Here is a 14137-nt window from a genome sequence, read left to right as displayed (position 1 = left end):
CTCCTAAAATCTTGTGTATTTATTCAGCGTGGATACCCAATTGGGCAAATAGCGAGATGTTGCGTGCCGCTTGTTGCGCAAACCGGCAACGGGCCGCTCTGACAATCGCCGTCAATTCCGACAGGGCGACCGCGAATTCTTCATTGATAATAGCATACTCGAACTCGGGAGCGTGGGCGATTTCGCCGCCCGCCGCCAGCATGCGGCGGGTGATCACGTGGGCTTCGTCGGTGGCGCGTTTTTTCAGCCGTTGTTCGAGCGCCTCGATCGATGGCGGCAGGATGAAAATGCCGGCCGCCTGCGGGAACTGCTTCTTGACCTGGCGCGCGCCCTGCCAGTCGATTTCGAGCAGGATGTCGGTGCCGGTTTTCATTTGCTGTTCGACCATGATGCGCGAGGTGCCGTAGTAATTGCCGTGCACTTCGGCCCATTCCAGGAACTCGCCGGCGTCGGCGCGCGCGACGAAATCCTCGGCGTTGGTGAAGTAGTACTCCTTGCCGTGGGTTTCACCCGGACGCGGCGCGCGCGTGGTGGTCGAAATCGACAGCTTGATCGTCGGTTCCTGCGCCAGCAGCGCGTTGACCAGCGTCGACTTGCCGGCGCCCGATGGCGCCACCACCATGAACAGGCTGCCGGCGAATGCGTTGGATGAGCTCATGTGTGTAACTTTCAAATGCGTTTCAAATGCGGTTCAAATACTTGTTCGGGCAGCGCCCAAAGACGTATTTTACCAAGAGCAACGGTCGGCATTCAATTCGGCTTTCAATTCGCGTTCAATCGGCCCGCGATTACAGCAGCCCGATCAGATGCTGGGCGGCGGCGGGCGCGCGTTCCTTGGCGCCGTTGATGAAGTAGACGAACACCGGGCGCGCCTTGCCGCCGGCCTTGGCGGACGATGGCGGCGCCGCCGCGTAGGGCAGTTCCGGCGGCAGCGCGCCGGCCTGCCACTGCTGCGCGAGCGCCGCCCATTTCTTCAGCGCCGGCTTGGTGTAGCCGGTCACCTGTTCGCTCTGCGCGTTCATCAAACGGGCGTAGACGAAATCGCTGGTGACGTCGGCGAAGGAGGGGAACTTGGGCGAGTCGGTGAACACGCTGGCGACTTTGTATTTGCGCGCCAGCTTGACGTAGTCCGCGCACATGAAACTCTCGTGGCGGGTGTCGAGCACGTGGCGCAGTTTGCGCGTGCCCAGTTTGGTGGGCAGCAGTTTGAAGAACGCTTCCAGGTCGTCCGGATCGAACTGCTTGGTCGGCGCCAGTTGCCACAGCAGGGGACCGAGTTTGTCGCCCAGTTCCGCCAGGCCGCTGCCGATGAAGCGCTCGATCGATTCGCCCGCCTCGCCCAGCACTTTGCGGTTGGTGGCGTAGCGGCTGGCCTTGACGGAGAAGATGAAATCGTCCGGCGTTTGCGCGTTCCACGAGGCGAAGTGTTCGGGCTTGGCGGTGCGGTAAAAGGTGCCGTTGATTTCGATGCTGGTGACGTGCCGGCTGGCGTATTCGAGCGCCTTCTTTTGCGCCACGTCTTTCGGATAAAACGTCTCGCGCCACGGCGCGAAATCCCAGCCGCCTATGCCCACGCGTATCATCGGTGCTGCGTTCGATGCGGCCATGCCTCGCTCCCCGGAAGTTGTTGCGCCGATGATAGCGGATTTCGCGTGGCCGGCCTTTTCGTTTCGCAATCCGCCCCAACAATGCAATTTCCCCCATTCACAGGATAGAACATGTCAGATCTGATCATCGTCGCCACCATCACCGCCCATTCGGGTTCCGAACTGCTGGTGCGTTCCGCGCTGGACCAAATCGTGCCGCCAAGCCGCGCGGAGGCCGGTTGTATCCGCTACGACCTGCATCAGGACCTGGGCGATCCCGCGACCTTCGTCATGCTCGAAGCCTGGGACGACGCCGAAGCGCATGCACTGCACGAAACCACGCCGCATTTCCTGGAGCTGGTCAACACCATCGGCGAGGTGGCCGACATCAAGGTTACCAAGCTGAATCAGCTTTTATAGCCGTCGTTGGCAATGGCGGGGGCGCGCGGTGCGCCGTCCCGCCAGCTTTCGTTTCGTTAAACGGCTGCGATGGAGGCCAGAAGCGCGATATCGGCGATGCCGGTGGCCGCCATGCCCTGTTTGGCCTGGTAGGCGCGCAGTTGCTGCGCGGTGCCGTTGCCATAGATGCCGTCGGCGCTTATCTCCATACCTTGGTCGGACAGGCTCAGCTGCAGCAGGCGCACGTCCGCCCCCCGGCTGAGCGGCGACGACAACGCCAGCGGCCTGCTGCCCAGCGGCGGGCCGTCGTAGCACTGCGTGGGCAGGCCACTTAATGTCGCCGTCGAGATTTCCTGGCCGCGTACCACCAGCGGCAGTTCCAATCCCCAGCGCTTCTGAGCGATCAGCGCCTGGAAGGCGTCCATGCGGTAGCGCGTGGCGTGCAGCACGGGGTTGATGTGATTGATCAACCAGTCGAGGCGGGTGGCAACGTAGCTCGTGATCCATTTTTTTTCGCCAATCAGCTCCAGCGCGCCGAACTTGCTCGTGGTGCGCTCGCGAAGTCGGTCCCATGATCCGTGTACCACGCTATCGTACACCACGGCCACGCCGAGGGGCGTGGTGATGCCAGCGGCCGTGGCCATGTCCGCCGCCGGTTCCCAGTAGACCTTGTCGAAGAACTGGTCCTGCGCCTCGCGCATCAGATGATCGTCGGCGCTGGCGCGCAGCACGTTCTTGAGGGTGTTGTCGTGGTCGAGGTCGAGATCGATCGCGCGTAGTCTGGACAGGTATGGACGCAGCCGCCGCTCCATGGAGGCGCCCGGCACCTGGCAGTAGCGGTCGACCAGCGTGGCCAGGTTGCCCGAGCCGAGCGTGGTTTGACTGCGGCCGAAGGTCAGGTGGCCGCTGTCGTTGGCCAGCAGCGTGATCTGGCTATAATCGCCCAACACGCTGCCGGTTTCAAAGATGTTGACGATCGCCTGCGCGGTGCTTTTTTGTGTCGGTCCGATGCCGGCGGCCGGTAGGTCGGTCAGCGCCAAGGGGGCGTCCCGCAGCGCCCTGACGGCAGCGCTGGGCAGGTGTGTGTCCTCATAACTGAAGCTGCATGTTTGCGGCCGCCCCGGCAGTGGCGCGCAGCCGAGCACCTCGTAACCTTGCTCGCTCATCACCACCGCGAAATGCTCGCAGCGCTGACAGTCTATCGATTGTGTTATGACCATATGTTACCCCTTAGTGTTGAGCCAAGCCGCAGACATAGGCCCGATGTTCCCGCAAGCGCGCGGTATTCTTTTCGACGTTGTGATCGATGAATTGCAGCGCCTGCGCGTACGCGATGCGCTGTTCTTGCGCCGTCGCGGCCAGCAGCGTTTTGCGCCGTCCGGACGGTTCCGTCAGATCCACCAGCGTGTGGGCTTCCAGGTTGTCCCATACCCGTGACAGCTTCGCCTCGTCCACCCGCATCACACAGCTCAGGCTCACCAAAGCCGCGTCGCCTTGTTCGCGTAACATCTCCTTCGCCTTGTCGTCGAAGGCCGCCTTGATGGTCAAGTTTTGCGCCAGGTTCTCGGCTGCCTCGCCAGTGGCGAAAAATTGGCGTATGTCGGTCTGGGCATTTCTGGCCTCGGCCACCGTGCCAGCTTCGACCGAGGCGAGCACCGATGGCAATTGCGTCCCGTTTCTCTTAACGGGGATGAGTGACATTTCCTTGCGTTTGAAGCCGAAGGTGAAACCGTCCAAGCCGTTGGTGCTCATTCCCAGCTTGATGCCGATAACCGTGCCGGTGCCGAAGAACATCACCTTGGCGGGCGTGTCCATGGACGCGGGTGCATCGCCCAAAGCTTGCTTTGCGGGCGTGGACGGCGCTGGTGTGGATGGCGCCGCGAAGAGCGGCTGCGCGGCGGCCACCGGCGCCGCTTGAAGCATGGGTTGTGCGGAGGCTGCGGGTGCGCTCACCAGCAAGGCGGCCTTGCCCGTGGCGTAGACCTGCCGGACGCTCGGGCTTGTCAACCGGTTGCCGCCATATTCGAAGCTGCCCACCACCGGTGGCGGTGCCTTGTCGTCATAGCGCGGCGCCGAGTAACCCTCCAGCCGGTCGTAGGCGATTGCGGCGCTGCCGGTGCCAGGCTCGATGTCGATACCCAGCGACGTCTTGGTCACGAAGATGACATTGTCGGCGCGGCTGGCACAGGCGCTCAGCATCGCGATCAGACCGATGCCACAGGCCAGTCGGGTGTACTCGGCGATTCGGCGGTTGGTCATGCTTGCTCCTCATGGCGTGGTTGGCGGGAACATCAGTGGATGAATGGCGACGCAACTGTTGTCACGGATGATGGCCAACGTGTTGTCGCTGTAGCCGACGGTGATTTCGGCACCGCCCTCGCTGCGGCTCAACGCCAGGCCTATGGTGCGCACACGCGTCCAATCGGCGCCCCCAACCGTTGTCGGCGGCGGCAGCGTCAGATCGACCCAGCCGATCACGCGACGGTTGCCGCTGGTGTCGATCCAGGAATGGGCGCAGCCGCCAAGCATCAGGGAGCCGGCCAGGACTGGCAAAAGGGAGCGGCATCGGATCATTTGAGATTCCATGTAAGATTTGTCCTACATAACTCGTGAATTCTGCTTTAAAAAGATGAAAAAATATACATAAATTGTCGTTTCGACAAAAAAGCAACACGTCCGGCCTCGGCTTGCGCAGCAGGTGGCGCTGCTATACGCCGCGCTCGCCGGCGTCGTTTCGGTCAATTATTAAAATTCTCAAACGGCGGAATGATTTTTCGTGCACGGCACGCTCTGGTCTAGTCTTCTGAATCGTTTGGTATATGTTTGTTAGGTATTCGCTTTACATAACAATTCATAAGGAGACAATTGACATGAAATGGATCAACGCAGTGCTCGTCGCGGCCCGGCCCCTGGTGGCCGTCGGCGCGATGGTCGTGGCGGCCCAGCAGCCGGCTGCCGCCTACACCTGGGACACGGTGGCCATGGGCGGCGGCGGATTCGTCTCGGCCGTCATTCCCAGCAAGGCCCAGGGCGTGGTGTACGCGCGCACCGACGTCGGCGGCGCCTTCCGCTGGGACAATGCGGCCGCGCGCTGGGTGTCGATGCTCGACTGGGTGGCGGACGACCAGACCGGCTACCTCGGCGTCGAATCGCTGGCGGTCGATCCCAAGAACGCGGCCAACGTCTATTTGTACGTCGGCATCAGCTACTTCAACGGCGGCAAGAGCGCCGTGCTGCGCTCGACCGACTACGGCGCCACCTTCTCGACCACCGACGTGACCGCCCAGTTCAAGGCCCACGGCAACGGCATGGGGCGCCAGAACGGCGAGCGCATGGTGGTCGATCCGGGGTCGAGCAACGTGCTGTACCTGGGCACGCGCGCCAACGGCCTGTTCAAGAGCACCAACGCCGGCGCGGCGTGGGCCAAGGTAAATTCGCTCAACGTGACCACCACGGCCAACGAGAACGGCATCAGCGTGGTCATGGCCGATCCGGCCAGCGTCTCCGGCGGCGTGGCCCAGCGCCTGTTCGTCGGCGTGTCGCGCTATGCTTCGGCCGGCGCTAATCTCTATCGCAGCGACAACGCCGGCGGCTCGTTCAGCGCCGTCTCCGGCGGCCCGGCCAACCTGATGCCGCAGCGCGCCGCCTTCGACGGCGCCGGCAACCTGTACATCGCCTACGCCAACGGCGCCGGCCCGCACGGCAACCAGTCCGGCACGGAGCCGATGAACAGCGGCCAGATCTGGAAATACACGATCGCCAACGGCGCCTGGACCAACGTCACGCCGGCCGGCGTGACGGTCGCGTTCAGCGGCATCAGCGTCGATCCGAACAATGCCCAGCGCTTGATCGCCTCGTCGGTCAACCAGTACGCCCAGCAGGGCAACAGCTGGGGCGACCGGGTGTATATCTCGACCAACGGCGGCGCCGCCTGGACCGACGTCGTCGCGCGCGGCTTCGCCAAGGACACCGGCGGCATCAACTGGATCGCCGGTGCGTCCATCCACTGGGCCGGCACGGTGGCATTCGATCCGTTCAACACCAAGAGCGCGTGGGTCACGTCGGGCAACGGCATCTTCAAGACCAGCGACATCGACGCCACCACGACCACCTGGACCTTCAACACCAAGGGCCTGGAGGAGACGGTGCCGCTGAACATCAACAGCATCGCCGGCGGCCCGCTGCTGTCGGCGCTGGGCGACGTTGACGGCTTCCAGCACTACAATACCCAGACCTACACCAACCCGATGTACACGCCGACGATGGGCACGACCACCGGCCTGGCGGTGGCGGACGCCAACACCGGCACGGGTGTTCGTGTCGGCAACGCGATGTACCGGTCGGCCAATGGCGGCACCAACTGGACGCAGGCGACCATCAACGGCACCAAGGGCCAGGTGGCGCTGTCGGCCAGTGGCGGCGTGCTGCTGCACAGCCCGGAGAACTCGGCCACCAGCTACCGGTCGACCAACCTTGGCACGAACTGGACGGCCATCGGCGGACTTGGTGTGAGCAACGCGCGGCCGGTGGCCGATCCGGTCAACAACAATAAGTTTTACGTGCATAACCCGGCCGACGGCGCCTTCATGATCAGCACCGATGGCGGCGCGTCGTTCTGGAAGTACAACACGCTGGCCACCGGCGGCAGCGACGTGATCCGCGCCGCGCCCGGCCGCGAGGGCGACATCTGGGTGCCGCTCTACGGTGGCGGCCTGGCGCGCACCACCAGCTCCGGCTGGCAGTTCACCACCTTCGCCAATGTCAGTTATTGCGCCGCGGTCGGCTTCGGCAAGGCGGCGGCGGGCGCCAGCTATCCGACCGTGTTCATCTGGGGGACGGTGGGCGGCGTGCGCGGCTTGTTCCGTTCGACCGACACCGGCCAGAGCTGGGCGCGGATCAACGACAACGCCCATCAGTATGGCGGGCCGGGCAATGGCAAGTTCGTCGTCGGCGACATGAATACCTTCGGTGTGGTCTACATGAGCACGGCGGGCAGGGGGATCGTGGTGGGCCGGCCATAAGCCCGGCGCGGCAAGCGGGACCGGCCTGGTCGAACAGCCCGTTAGACCAGGCCCCACCAGTAACGCCGATAAAGGAGCATTGCCATGACCGCGGAAGCAAACAAACTCACCATGCAGAAGTTCGTTGAGTTGTGATAGTCATGGCAGCACCTCGTACTGGCAAGTACGGGAAAATTACTTCAGCCGGCACGGTGCCGCAAGCGAGTCTCTCAATTGGGCGGATGTATGGGAGAACGTCAAAAAAGAAAGGGAGCCGAAGCTCCCCTGGTTTGATGCCGGCGTTACTCCAGGTTTTGCACCTGTTCGCGCATCTGCTCGATGAGCAGTTTGAGCTCCATCGAGGCGTCGGCCAGTTCCTTCACCGAGGCCTTGGCGCCCAGCGTGTTCGCTTCGCGGTTGAGCTCCTGCATCATGAAGTCGAGGCGCTTGCCCACCTGGCCGCCCTTTTTCAGGATGTGGCGGGTCTCGGTCAGGTGCGCCGACAGCCTGCCCAGCTCCTCGGCGACGTCGATGCGGATGCCGTACAGGATCACTTCCTGGCGGATGCGCTCGAGCGCGTCCTGGCGCGACAGCGCCGAATTCGAGCCCTGGCAAGCCAGGCCCAGCGCATCCTGCATGCGCTCGACGGCCTTTTGCTGGAAGGCGGCGACCACCTGCGGAATGAGCGGGGTGATGCGCTTGACGATCACTTCCATCGCCTCGATGCGCGAGGTCAGCATCGCTTCGAGCGCGGCGCCTTCGCGCTGGCGGCTGATGACGAAGGCTTCGACCGTGCGCGCGGTCAGCGCGGCGACGTCGGCCTGCAGCGACTCCTGGCCGATCTGGGCTTCCTCGATGACGCCGGGCCAGCGCAGCAGTTCGGCCACGGACATGGTCGGCGCGGCGGGGAAGTGCGCGCCGACTTCCTGTTGCAATCGTTGCAATTCAGTCAATAGGGGCAGGTTGAGCGCCTGTGTGCCGGCCGTGGCCGCCTTGCGGCCGAAACTGAGCCGCAGCTCGACCTTGCCGCGCGTGATGGCGGCCATGATCGCCGAGCGCAAATCGGGTTCGAGCGCGCGCAAATCGTCGTTTATTCGAAACTGAAGGTCGAGAAAGCGCGAGTTGACGCTCTTGATTTCGATCGTCAGTGTGCCCGCCGCGCTTTCACTGGTGGCGACTGCGTAGCCCGTCATGCTGGAAATGCTCAATGGATGTCCCCGATTTAATCTTTACAAAACAGTGATTTATCCACACAATCCGGTGTGTTGAGGCGAGGAATCCTATGGCTGCACAAAACAACGCCCCGTTACCAGATGGTCTGGAAATTGCTGGATATCGCATTGTAAAGAAAATTGCGTCCGGCGGGTTCAGTATTGTTTACCTCGCGTACGACCCCGACGGGGTGGCCGTCGCCATCAAGGAGTATTTGCCCAGTTCGCTTGCGCTGCGCCGGGACGGCGAGCTGGCGCCGGCCGTTCCGCGCACCAACCTGCCGGTGTTCCGGATCGGCCTGAAATGCTTCTTCGAGGAGGGCCGGGCGCTGGCCCGCATCTCCCATCCCAACGTCGTCAGCGTGCTCAATTTCTTCCGCGCCCACGATACCGTCTACATGGTCATGGCCTACGAATCGGGCCATTCGCTGCAGGAACATATCCAGGGCCAGCGCGCCAAGGGCGGCAAAGTGGGCGAGGCGTTCATCCGAACCATCTTTATTCAGGTGCTCAAGGGCCTGCGCGAGGTCCACGCCAACAAGCTGCTGCACCTGGACCTGAAACCGGCCAATATCTACCTGCGCACCGACGGCACGCCGATGCTGTTAGACTTCGGCGCGGCGCGCCAGACCGTCAACAACGACATGCCGACCCTGGCGCCGATGTACACGCCGGGCTTCGCGCCGCCGGAGCTGTACGCCAAAACCGGCGGCCTGGGGCCGTGGTCGGACGTCTACAGCATCGGCGCGTCGATGTTCGCGTGCATGGTCGGCTCGCCGCCGCAGCCGGCCGACCAGCGCAAGACCGACGATAAAATGGCCGCACACTTTGAAAAGCTCGCCGGCGCTTACACCCCGGAGCTGGTGCGGCTGGTGCAATGGTGCCTGATGGTCGATCCGCTGGAGCGGCCGCAAAGCCTGTTCGCGCTGCAGAAAGTGCTGCAGGCGGCGGCGCCGGCGCCAGAGCCGCCGCCATCGGCGCAGGCGCGGCGGGGTATCATCGAAAAGTTGGGCGGCGGCCTGCGCGGCCTGGTGGGACGGCTGGGCGGCGCGGACGGACCGAAGGCGAAGGCCGGACCGGATACGCTGGTCTGAGCCGACCGGGCACCGAATGCGTTAAACAAGGCGACAGGCAAACAATGCAATTCTCCGTGTATCAGGAAAGCCACATCGGCGGCCGCAAGGTCAACCAGGACCGCATGGGCTACAGCTTTACGCGCGACGCCTTGCTGCTGGTGCTGGCCGACGGCATGGGCGGCCACCTGCGCGGCGAGATCGCCGCCGCCGTCGCGCTGCAAACCATATCCGCCATGTTCCAGCAGCAGGCCAAACCCTACGTCAAAAAACCGCAGCGCTTCCTCGAGGAGGCCTTCATGGCGGCGCACCACGACATCCACGACTATCGCAGGGCCCATGCCATGCCGGAGACGCCGCGCACCACCATCGTCGCCTGCCTGATCCAGCACAACACGGCGACCTGGGCGCACTGCGGCGACTCGCGCCTGTACTGGCTGCGCGCAGGGTGCATCCTGGCGCGCACGCGCGACCACTCGCATATCGAAAGCCTGATCGCCAAGGGGCTGGTGCCGGCGTCGGGGCGCGCCACCCACCCGGACCGCAACAAGCTGTATAACTGCCTCGGCGCCGACAGCCTGCCGAAGGTGGAGGTGTCCAGCGGCGGCGGCCTGCTGCCGGGCGACCAGATGCTGTTGTGCTCCGACGGTTTGTGGTCTATGCTGCCGGACGATGAAATGGCGCGCCGCATGCATGCGCATACGGTGGTGCGGGCGGTGCCGGATCTGCTGCGGGCGGCGCTCGACGCCGCCGGCGATGGCAGCGACAACGTCACCGCGCTGGCCATCATGTGGCAGGGCGGTTCGGTCGCCGGCGACATGGGCGCGATGACGGCGGCCGGGATGCCGACGGTGATCTCGACCGAGATCTCGACGGAAGCCCTGCCGCAGGACCTGCACAGCACCACCATCCAGGGCGGGCCGGTCCAGGCGCCGGCGGAACCGCCGGTCGCGGATATGGATGCCGCCTTCGATGACGATGACATTGAAAAAGCCATCGCCGAGATACGCGGCGCGATCGAAAAATCCTCCCAGATCCTCAAATAATTCCCACACAATTTACAAGGACACCGTATGACCTTAGCAACACCCACCTTCGCCCGTCCCAGCGGCCGCCCGGTCGACGCCTTGCGCGCCCTGCGCCTGACCCGCGACTACACCAAGCACGCCGAAGGCTCGGTGCTGATCGAATGCGGCGACACCAAGGTCATTTGCACCGCCAGCATCGAGGACAAGGTGCCCGGCTTCCTGAAGGGCAAGGGCCAGGGCTGGATGACGGCCGAATACGGCATGCTGCCGCGTTCGACCCATACGCGCATGGACCGCGAGGCCGCGCGCGGCAAGCAGTCCGGCCGCACGCAGGAGATCCAGCGCCTGATCGGCCGTTCGCTGCGCGCCGCCTTCGATCTGCAGGCCTTCGGCGAACGCACCTTGCACCTCGATTGCGACGTGATCCAGGCCGATGGCGGCACCCGCACCGCGTCGATCACCGGCGCCATGGTCGCCGCGCATGACGCGTTTTCCAAGCTGGTCGCGCGCGGCGCGGTGCCGGCCATTCCGCTGAAGGGTTTTGTGGCGGCGATCTCGGTCGGCGTGTACCAGGGCGTGCCGGTGCTGGACCTCGATTATGTCGAGGATTCGGGCTGCGATACCGATATGAATGTGGTGATGAACGACGCCGGCCACTTCATCGAGGTGCAGGGTACGGCCGAAGGCGCGGCGTTCGACCGCGCCGGCATGAATCGCCTGCTCGATCTGGCGCAGGGCGGCATCGCCGATTTGATCAAGTTGCAAAAGCAGGTGCTGGGCGTCGCTTAACGGACGCCGGGTCGCCACAAATCCACGTAGGGCGGATTAGCGAAGCGTAATCCGCCATGCATGCGCCGCTGACGGCTCATGGATTGGCGGATTACGGCGTTCCGCCTAATCCGCCCTACGTGGTTCCGTTGCATGGCGACCGCCTTGGTGGAGGAGACATTCATGAAAAAGTGGCCGTTAGTGCTGCTGTTGTGGGCTTTCTTTCTTGCGGGCTGGCCGTTCGCGGCCTTGTCCAAAGACCTCAATATCGTCTTCATCCCCAAGTCGCGCGACCAGGATTTCTGGACCTTCATGCGCCAGGGCGTCGACAGGGCGGTGCGCGAGGAGGGCGGCGTCAAGCTGACCTGGCGCGGCCCGGCCTACAACGACGATATCGATTCGCAGATCGATATCCTGCGCCTGTACTCCCGGTCCGACGTCGACGCCGTCATCATCGTGCCGACCGACCGCGTGCGCCTGATGGAGCCGGTGCGCAAGGCGGCGGAGATGGGCGTGAAGATCGTCGTCGTCGATTCCGCGCTGGGCGGCAACTGGCACACCAACTTCGTCGGCACCGACAACCACGCCGCCGGCCGGCTCGCCGCCGAGCGCCTGTCGTCGCTGCTGAACGGGCATGGCGCCGTGCTGGTGATGCGCACCATCCCGGGCAGCGCATCGACCGAGGACCGCGCCAACGGCTTCGTCAACTATCTCGCCAGGCACGCGCCGCACATCACCGTCATCGACGAATACGGCGGCGGCACGCGCGGCAAGATCGCCCGCGCCGGACTGGCGGCGCTGACAAAGCACAAGCAGATCGACGGCATCTTCGCGGTCAACGAGTCGGCCAGCGACGGCATGCTGCGCGCGCTGCGCCAGACCGGGGAGGCCGGCAAGAAGAAGCTCATCGGCTTCGACACCAGCGATTTCCTGCTCGACGGCTTGAAAAAGCAGGAAATCCACGGCCTGGTGCTGCAAAACGCGCGTCAGATGGGCTATCAGGGCATGAAGGCGGCCATCGCCGCAGCCAGGGGCGCCCCCGTCAAAGGGCGCGATATCGTAACCGAGGCGGTGATGGTCACCCTGGAAAACCATCTGCGGCCCGAGATCCAGTCATTGCTGGTGCCCTAGCGGCATATCGCCGGCGGGTGGGCGCCATGCAAAAGGTTTACAATGTCGCCTTCTCCGCATGACTCGATCGCAGCCCATACCATGACCCAACGCCTGATCCTCGCCTCCAACAACGCCGGCAAACTCAAGGAATTCAACGAACTGCTGTCCACCGTGGGCTTTTCCGTCCACGCGCAGGGCGAATTCGGCGTGCCCGAAGCGGATGAACCTTTTCACACGTTTGTCGAAAATGCACTGCAAAAGGCGCGCCACGCGTCGCGCCTGACCGGCTTGCCGGCCTTGGCCGACGATTCCGGCGTGTGCGTCAACGCCCTGGGCGGCGCGCCCGGCGTGTACTCGGCGCGCTTCGCCGGCGAGCCGAAGTCGGACGCCCGCAACAACGAGAAGATGATCGCCGACCTGGCCGCGCACGCCGACAAATCGGCCTACTACTATTGCGTGCTGGTGTTCGTGCGCCATGCGGACGATCCGCAGCCGGTCATCGCCGACGGCCGCTGGAACGGCGAGATGATCGCCACGCCGCGCGGCAATGGCGGCTTCGGCTACGATCCTTACTTCTTCATCCCGGCTCTGGGCAAGTGCGCGGCCGAGCTGACCGCCGATGAGAAGAACGCCCTGTCGCATCGCGGCCAGGCCCTGCGCGCGCTGGTAGAGAAACTGAAATGATCCCGATCAAAATCGTCGGCGCCGGCGGCAAGCCGGCTTCACCGGTGGCCCCCAGCGCCGACCTGGGCGACGCCGCCGGCGTCGCGCTCAAGTACCTGCAAAGCGGCGCGCTGAACCTGTCGGCGCTGCCGCCGCTGTCGCTGTACATTCACTTTCCGTGGTGCGTGAAAAAGTGCCCGTATTGCGACTTCAACTCGCACGAGGCCAAGGAGGGCGGCGCCTTCCCGGAGCAGGAATACCTGGACGCCATGCGCGCCGACCTGGAAATGGCGCTGCCGCTGATCTGGGGCCGCAAGATCTATACGATCTTCATCGGCGGCGGCACGCCCAGCCTGATGTCGGCGGCGGGCCTGGACCGCCTGCTGTCGGACGTGCGCACCCTGCTGCCGCTCGACAGCGATGTCGAGATCACGATGGAGGCCAACCCCGGCACCTTCGAGGCGGAGAAGTTCAAGTCCTACCGCGCCAGTGGCGTCAACCGGCTGTCGATCGGCATCCAGAGCTTCAACGCCCGCCATTTGAAGGCGCTGGGCCGCATCCATGACGACAACGAGGCGCGGCGCGCGGTCGATATCGCGCTGGCCAACTTCGACAACTTCAATCTGGATTTGATGTACGCGCTGCCGTCGCAGACGCTGGAGGAGGCCAGGCTGGATGTGGAGACGGCGATGGCTTTCAAGCCGCCGCACCTGTCGCTGTACCACCTGACGATGGAGCCGAATACGCTGTTCGCCAAGTATCCGCCGTCGCTGCCCGACGACGACGCCAGCGCCGACATGCAGGACATGATCGCCGAACTCACCGCCGCCAACGGCTACCAGCAGTACGAGGTGTCGGCGTACGCCAAGGAAGGCCACCGCGCGCGCCACAATCTGAATTACTGGGAGTTTGGCGATTATCTGGGCATCGGCGCCGGGGCGCATTCGAAGATATCGTTCCCGCATCGCATACTGCGGCAGGCGCGCTACAAGCAGCCGAAAGCCTATATGGAGCAGGTCAGGCTGGGTACGCCGGTGCAGGAGGAGGTCGAGATCGCCCGCGAGGACATGGGCTTCGAGTTCATGCTCAACACCTTGCGCCTGCACGGCGGCTTCGATCCGAACCTGTTCAGCGAGCGCACCGGTTTGAGTTTGAACGCGATCGAGAAGAGCCTCAACGCGGCCGAGGCCAAAGGCTTGCTGTACCGGGATTACAAGGTCATCCGGCCCACGGAGTTGGGCCAGCGTTTCCTCAACGATTTGCAGCAGATGTTCTTGACCAGCTGACCCGGAAGTT

General features: G+C 64.0%; 14 protein-coding genes. 8 read left to right on the top strand and 6 right to left on the bottom strand.

The window, feature by feature from the left end; all coding sequences use genetic code 11:
• Positions 1 to 19: 19 nt before the first annotated feature.
• Together gmk and AC0IYS_RS24100 are read right to left on the bottom strand one after the other, a co-directional pair.
• Positions 20 to 658 carry a guanylate kinase gene (gene gmk, locus AC0IYS_RS24105; RefSeq protein WP_090315068.1) on the bottom strand — a complete coding sequence of 213 codons (639 nt, stop codon included), beginning with the start codon at positions 656 to 658 and terminating at the stop codon, positions 20 to 22.
• Positions 659 to 788: 130 nt separating this feature from the next.
• A complete protein-coding gene (locus AC0IYS_RS24100) occupies positions 789 to 1607 on the bottom strand; it encodes a DUF72 domain-containing protein (RefSeq protein WP_471707549.1) in 819 nt (272 codons plus the stop codon).
• 111 nt (positions 1608 to 1718) lie between these two features.
• Here AC0IYS_RS24100 and AC0IYS_RS24095 point away from each other — a divergent pair, with 111 nt between their 5' ends.
• Positions 1719 to 2006 carry a putative quinol monooxygenase gene (locus AC0IYS_RS24095; RefSeq protein ID WP_471707548.1) on the top strand — a complete coding sequence of 96 codons (288 nt, stop codon included), beginning with the start codon at positions 1719 to 1721 and terminating at the stop codon, positions 2004 to 2006.
• A 56-nt stretch (positions 2007 to 2062) separates the two neighbouring features.
• Here the strand turns inward: AC0IYS_RS24095 and AC0IYS_RS24090 are convergent, their stop codons facing one another.
• The 3 genes from AC0IYS_RS24090 to AC0IYS_RS24080 are packed head-to-tail and all read right to left on the bottom strand — an operon-like array spanning position 2063 to position 4571.
• Positions 2063 to 3205 (bottom strand): chitosanase, encoded by a 1143-nt coding sequence (locus AC0IYS_RS24090; RefSeq protein ID WP_471707547.1) that lies wholly within the window; start codon positions 3203 to 3205, stop codon positions 2063 to 2065.
• A gap of 10 nt (positions 3206 to 3215) precedes the next feature.
• Positions 3216 to 4244: a hypothetical protein gene (locus AC0IYS_RS24085; RefSeq protein ID WP_471707546.1), complete on the bottom strand. Its 1029-nt coding sequence runs from the start codon at positions 4242 to 4244 to the stop codon at positions 3216 to 3218.
• Between the two features lie 9 nt (positions 4245 to 4253).
• On the bottom strand, positions 4254 to 4571 hold the full coding sequence (locus AC0IYS_RS24080) for a hypothetical protein (RefSeq protein WP_471707545.1): 318 nt from the start codon (positions 4569 to 4571) through the stop codon (positions 4254 to 4256).
• A 284-nt stretch (positions 4572 to 4855) separates the two neighbouring features.
• Here AC0IYS_RS24080 and AC0IYS_RS24075 point away from each other — a divergent pair, with 284 nt between their 5' ends.
• Positions 4856 to 7006 (top strand): WD40/YVTN/BNR-like repeat-containing protein, encoded by a 2151-nt coding sequence (locus AC0IYS_RS24075; RefSeq protein WP_471707544.1) that lies wholly within the window; start codon positions 4856 to 4858, stop codon positions 7004 to 7006.
• 281 nt (positions 7007 to 7287) lie between these two features.
• On the opposite strand, the gene AC0IYS_RS24070 is transcribed toward AC0IYS_RS24075, so the two are convergent.
• The gene (locus AC0IYS_RS24070) at positions 7288 to 8178 is read right to left on the bottom strand and encodes a YicC/YloC family endoribonuclease (RefSeq protein ID WP_471707543.1); all 891 of its coding nucleotides are present in this window, start codon (positions 8176 to 8178) and stop codon (positions 7288 to 7290) included.
• An 89-nt stretch (positions 8179 to 8267) separates the two neighbouring features.
• Here AC0IYS_RS24070 and AC0IYS_RS24065 point away from each other — a divergent pair, with 89 nt between their 5' ends.
• From AC0IYS_RS24065 to hemW, 6 genes are all read left to right on the top strand, one after another.
• The gene (locus AC0IYS_RS24065; RefSeq protein WP_471707542.1) at positions 8268 to 9290 is read left to right on the top strand and encodes a serine/threonine protein kinase; all 1023 of its coding nucleotides are present in this window, start codon (positions 8268 to 8270) and stop codon (positions 9288 to 9290) included.
• A 44-nt stretch (positions 9291 to 9334) separates the two neighbouring features.
• Entirely contained in the window at positions 9335 to 10315 is a 981-nt protein-coding gene (locus tag AC0IYS_RS24060; protein ID WP_471707541.1) for a PP2C family protein-serine/threonine phosphatase, read from the top strand.
• A gap of 27 nt (positions 10316 to 10342) precedes the next feature.
• Positions 10343 to 11086: a ribonuclease PH gene (gene rph, locus AC0IYS_RS24055; RefSeq protein WP_471707540.1), complete on the top strand. Its 744-nt coding sequence runs from the start codon at positions 10343 to 10345 to the stop codon at positions 11084 to 11086.
• 162 nt (positions 11087 to 11248) lie between these two features.
• Positions 11249 to 12196 carry an ABC transporter substrate-binding protein gene (locus tag AC0IYS_RS24050; protein ID WP_471707539.1) on the top strand — a complete coding sequence of 316 codons (948 nt, stop codon included), beginning with the start codon at positions 11249 to 11251 and terminating at the stop codon, positions 12194 to 12196.
• Positions 12197 to 12277: 81 nt separating this feature from the next.
• Entirely contained in the window at positions 12278 to 12862 is a 585-nt protein-coding gene (gene rdgB / locus AC0IYS_RS24045) for an RdgB/HAM1 family non-canonical purine NTP pyrophosphatase (protein ID WP_471707538.1), read from the top strand.
• A complete protein-coding gene (gene hemW / locus AC0IYS_RS24040) occupies positions 12859 to 14127 on the top strand; it encodes a radical SAM family heme chaperone HemW (protein WP_471707537.1) in 1269 nt (422 codons plus the stop codon). Before rdgB ends, hemW begins: the two co-directional genes overlap by 4 nt.
• Positions 14128 to 14137 lie beyond the last annotated feature (10 nt).

This window comes from Duganella sp. AC237, from assembly GCF_979254035.1.
This window is presented reverse-complemented; position numbering and strand designations above follow the sequence as displayed.

Coding starts and splice junctions, on each gene's coding strand:
- gmk (WP_090315068.1), bottom strand. CDS start 658: ATGAGCTCATCCAACGCATTCGCCGGCAGCCTGTTCATGGTGGTGGCG.
- AC0IYS_RS24100 (WP_471707549.1), bottom strand. CDS start 1,607: ATGGCCGCATCGAACGCAGCACCGATGATACGCGTGGGCATAGGCGGC.
- AC0IYS_RS24095 (WP_471707548.1), top strand. CDS start 1,719: ATGTCAGATCTGATCATCGTCGCCACCATCACCGCCCATTCGGGTTCC.
- AC0IYS_RS24090 (WP_471707547.1), bottom strand. CDS start 3,205: ATGGTCATAACACAATCGATAGACTGTCAGCGCTGCGAGCATTTCGCG.
- AC0IYS_RS24085 (WP_471707546.1), bottom strand. CDS start 4,244: ATGACCAACCGCCGAATCGCCGAGTACACCCGACTGGCCTGTGGCATC.
- AC0IYS_RS24080 (WP_471707545.1), bottom strand. CDS start 4,571: ATGGAATCTCAAATGATCCGATGCCGCTCCCTTTTGCCAGTCCTGGCC.
- AC0IYS_RS24075 (WP_471707544.1), top strand. CDS start 4,856: ATGAAATGGATCAACGCAGTGCTCGTCGCGGCCCGGCCCCTGGTGGCC.
- AC0IYS_RS24070 (WP_471707543.1), bottom strand. CDS start 8,178: ATGACGGGCTACGCAGTCGCCACCAGTGAAAGCGCGGCGGGCACACTG.
- AC0IYS_RS24065 (WP_471707542.1), top strand. CDS start 8,268: ATGGCTGCACAAAACAACGCCCCGTTACCAGATGGTCTGGAAATTGCT.
- AC0IYS_RS24060 (WP_471707541.1), top strand. CDS start 9,335: ATGCAATTCTCCGTGTATCAGGAAAGCCACATCGGCGGCCGCAAGGTC.
- rph (WP_471707540.1), top strand. CDS start 10,343: ATGACCTTAGCAACACCCACCTTCGCCCGTCCCAGCGGCCGCCCGGTC.
- AC0IYS_RS24050 (WP_471707539.1), top strand. CDS start 11,249: ATGAAAAAGTGGCCGTTAGTGCTGCTGTTGTGGGCTTTCTTTCTTGCG.
- rdgB (WP_471707538.1), top strand. CDS start 12,278: ATGACCCAACGCCTGATCCTCGCCTCCAACAACGCCGGCAAACTCAAG.
- hemW (WP_471707537.1), top strand. CDS start 12,859: ATGATCCCGATCAAAATCGTCGGCGCCGGCGGCAAGCCGGCTTCACCG.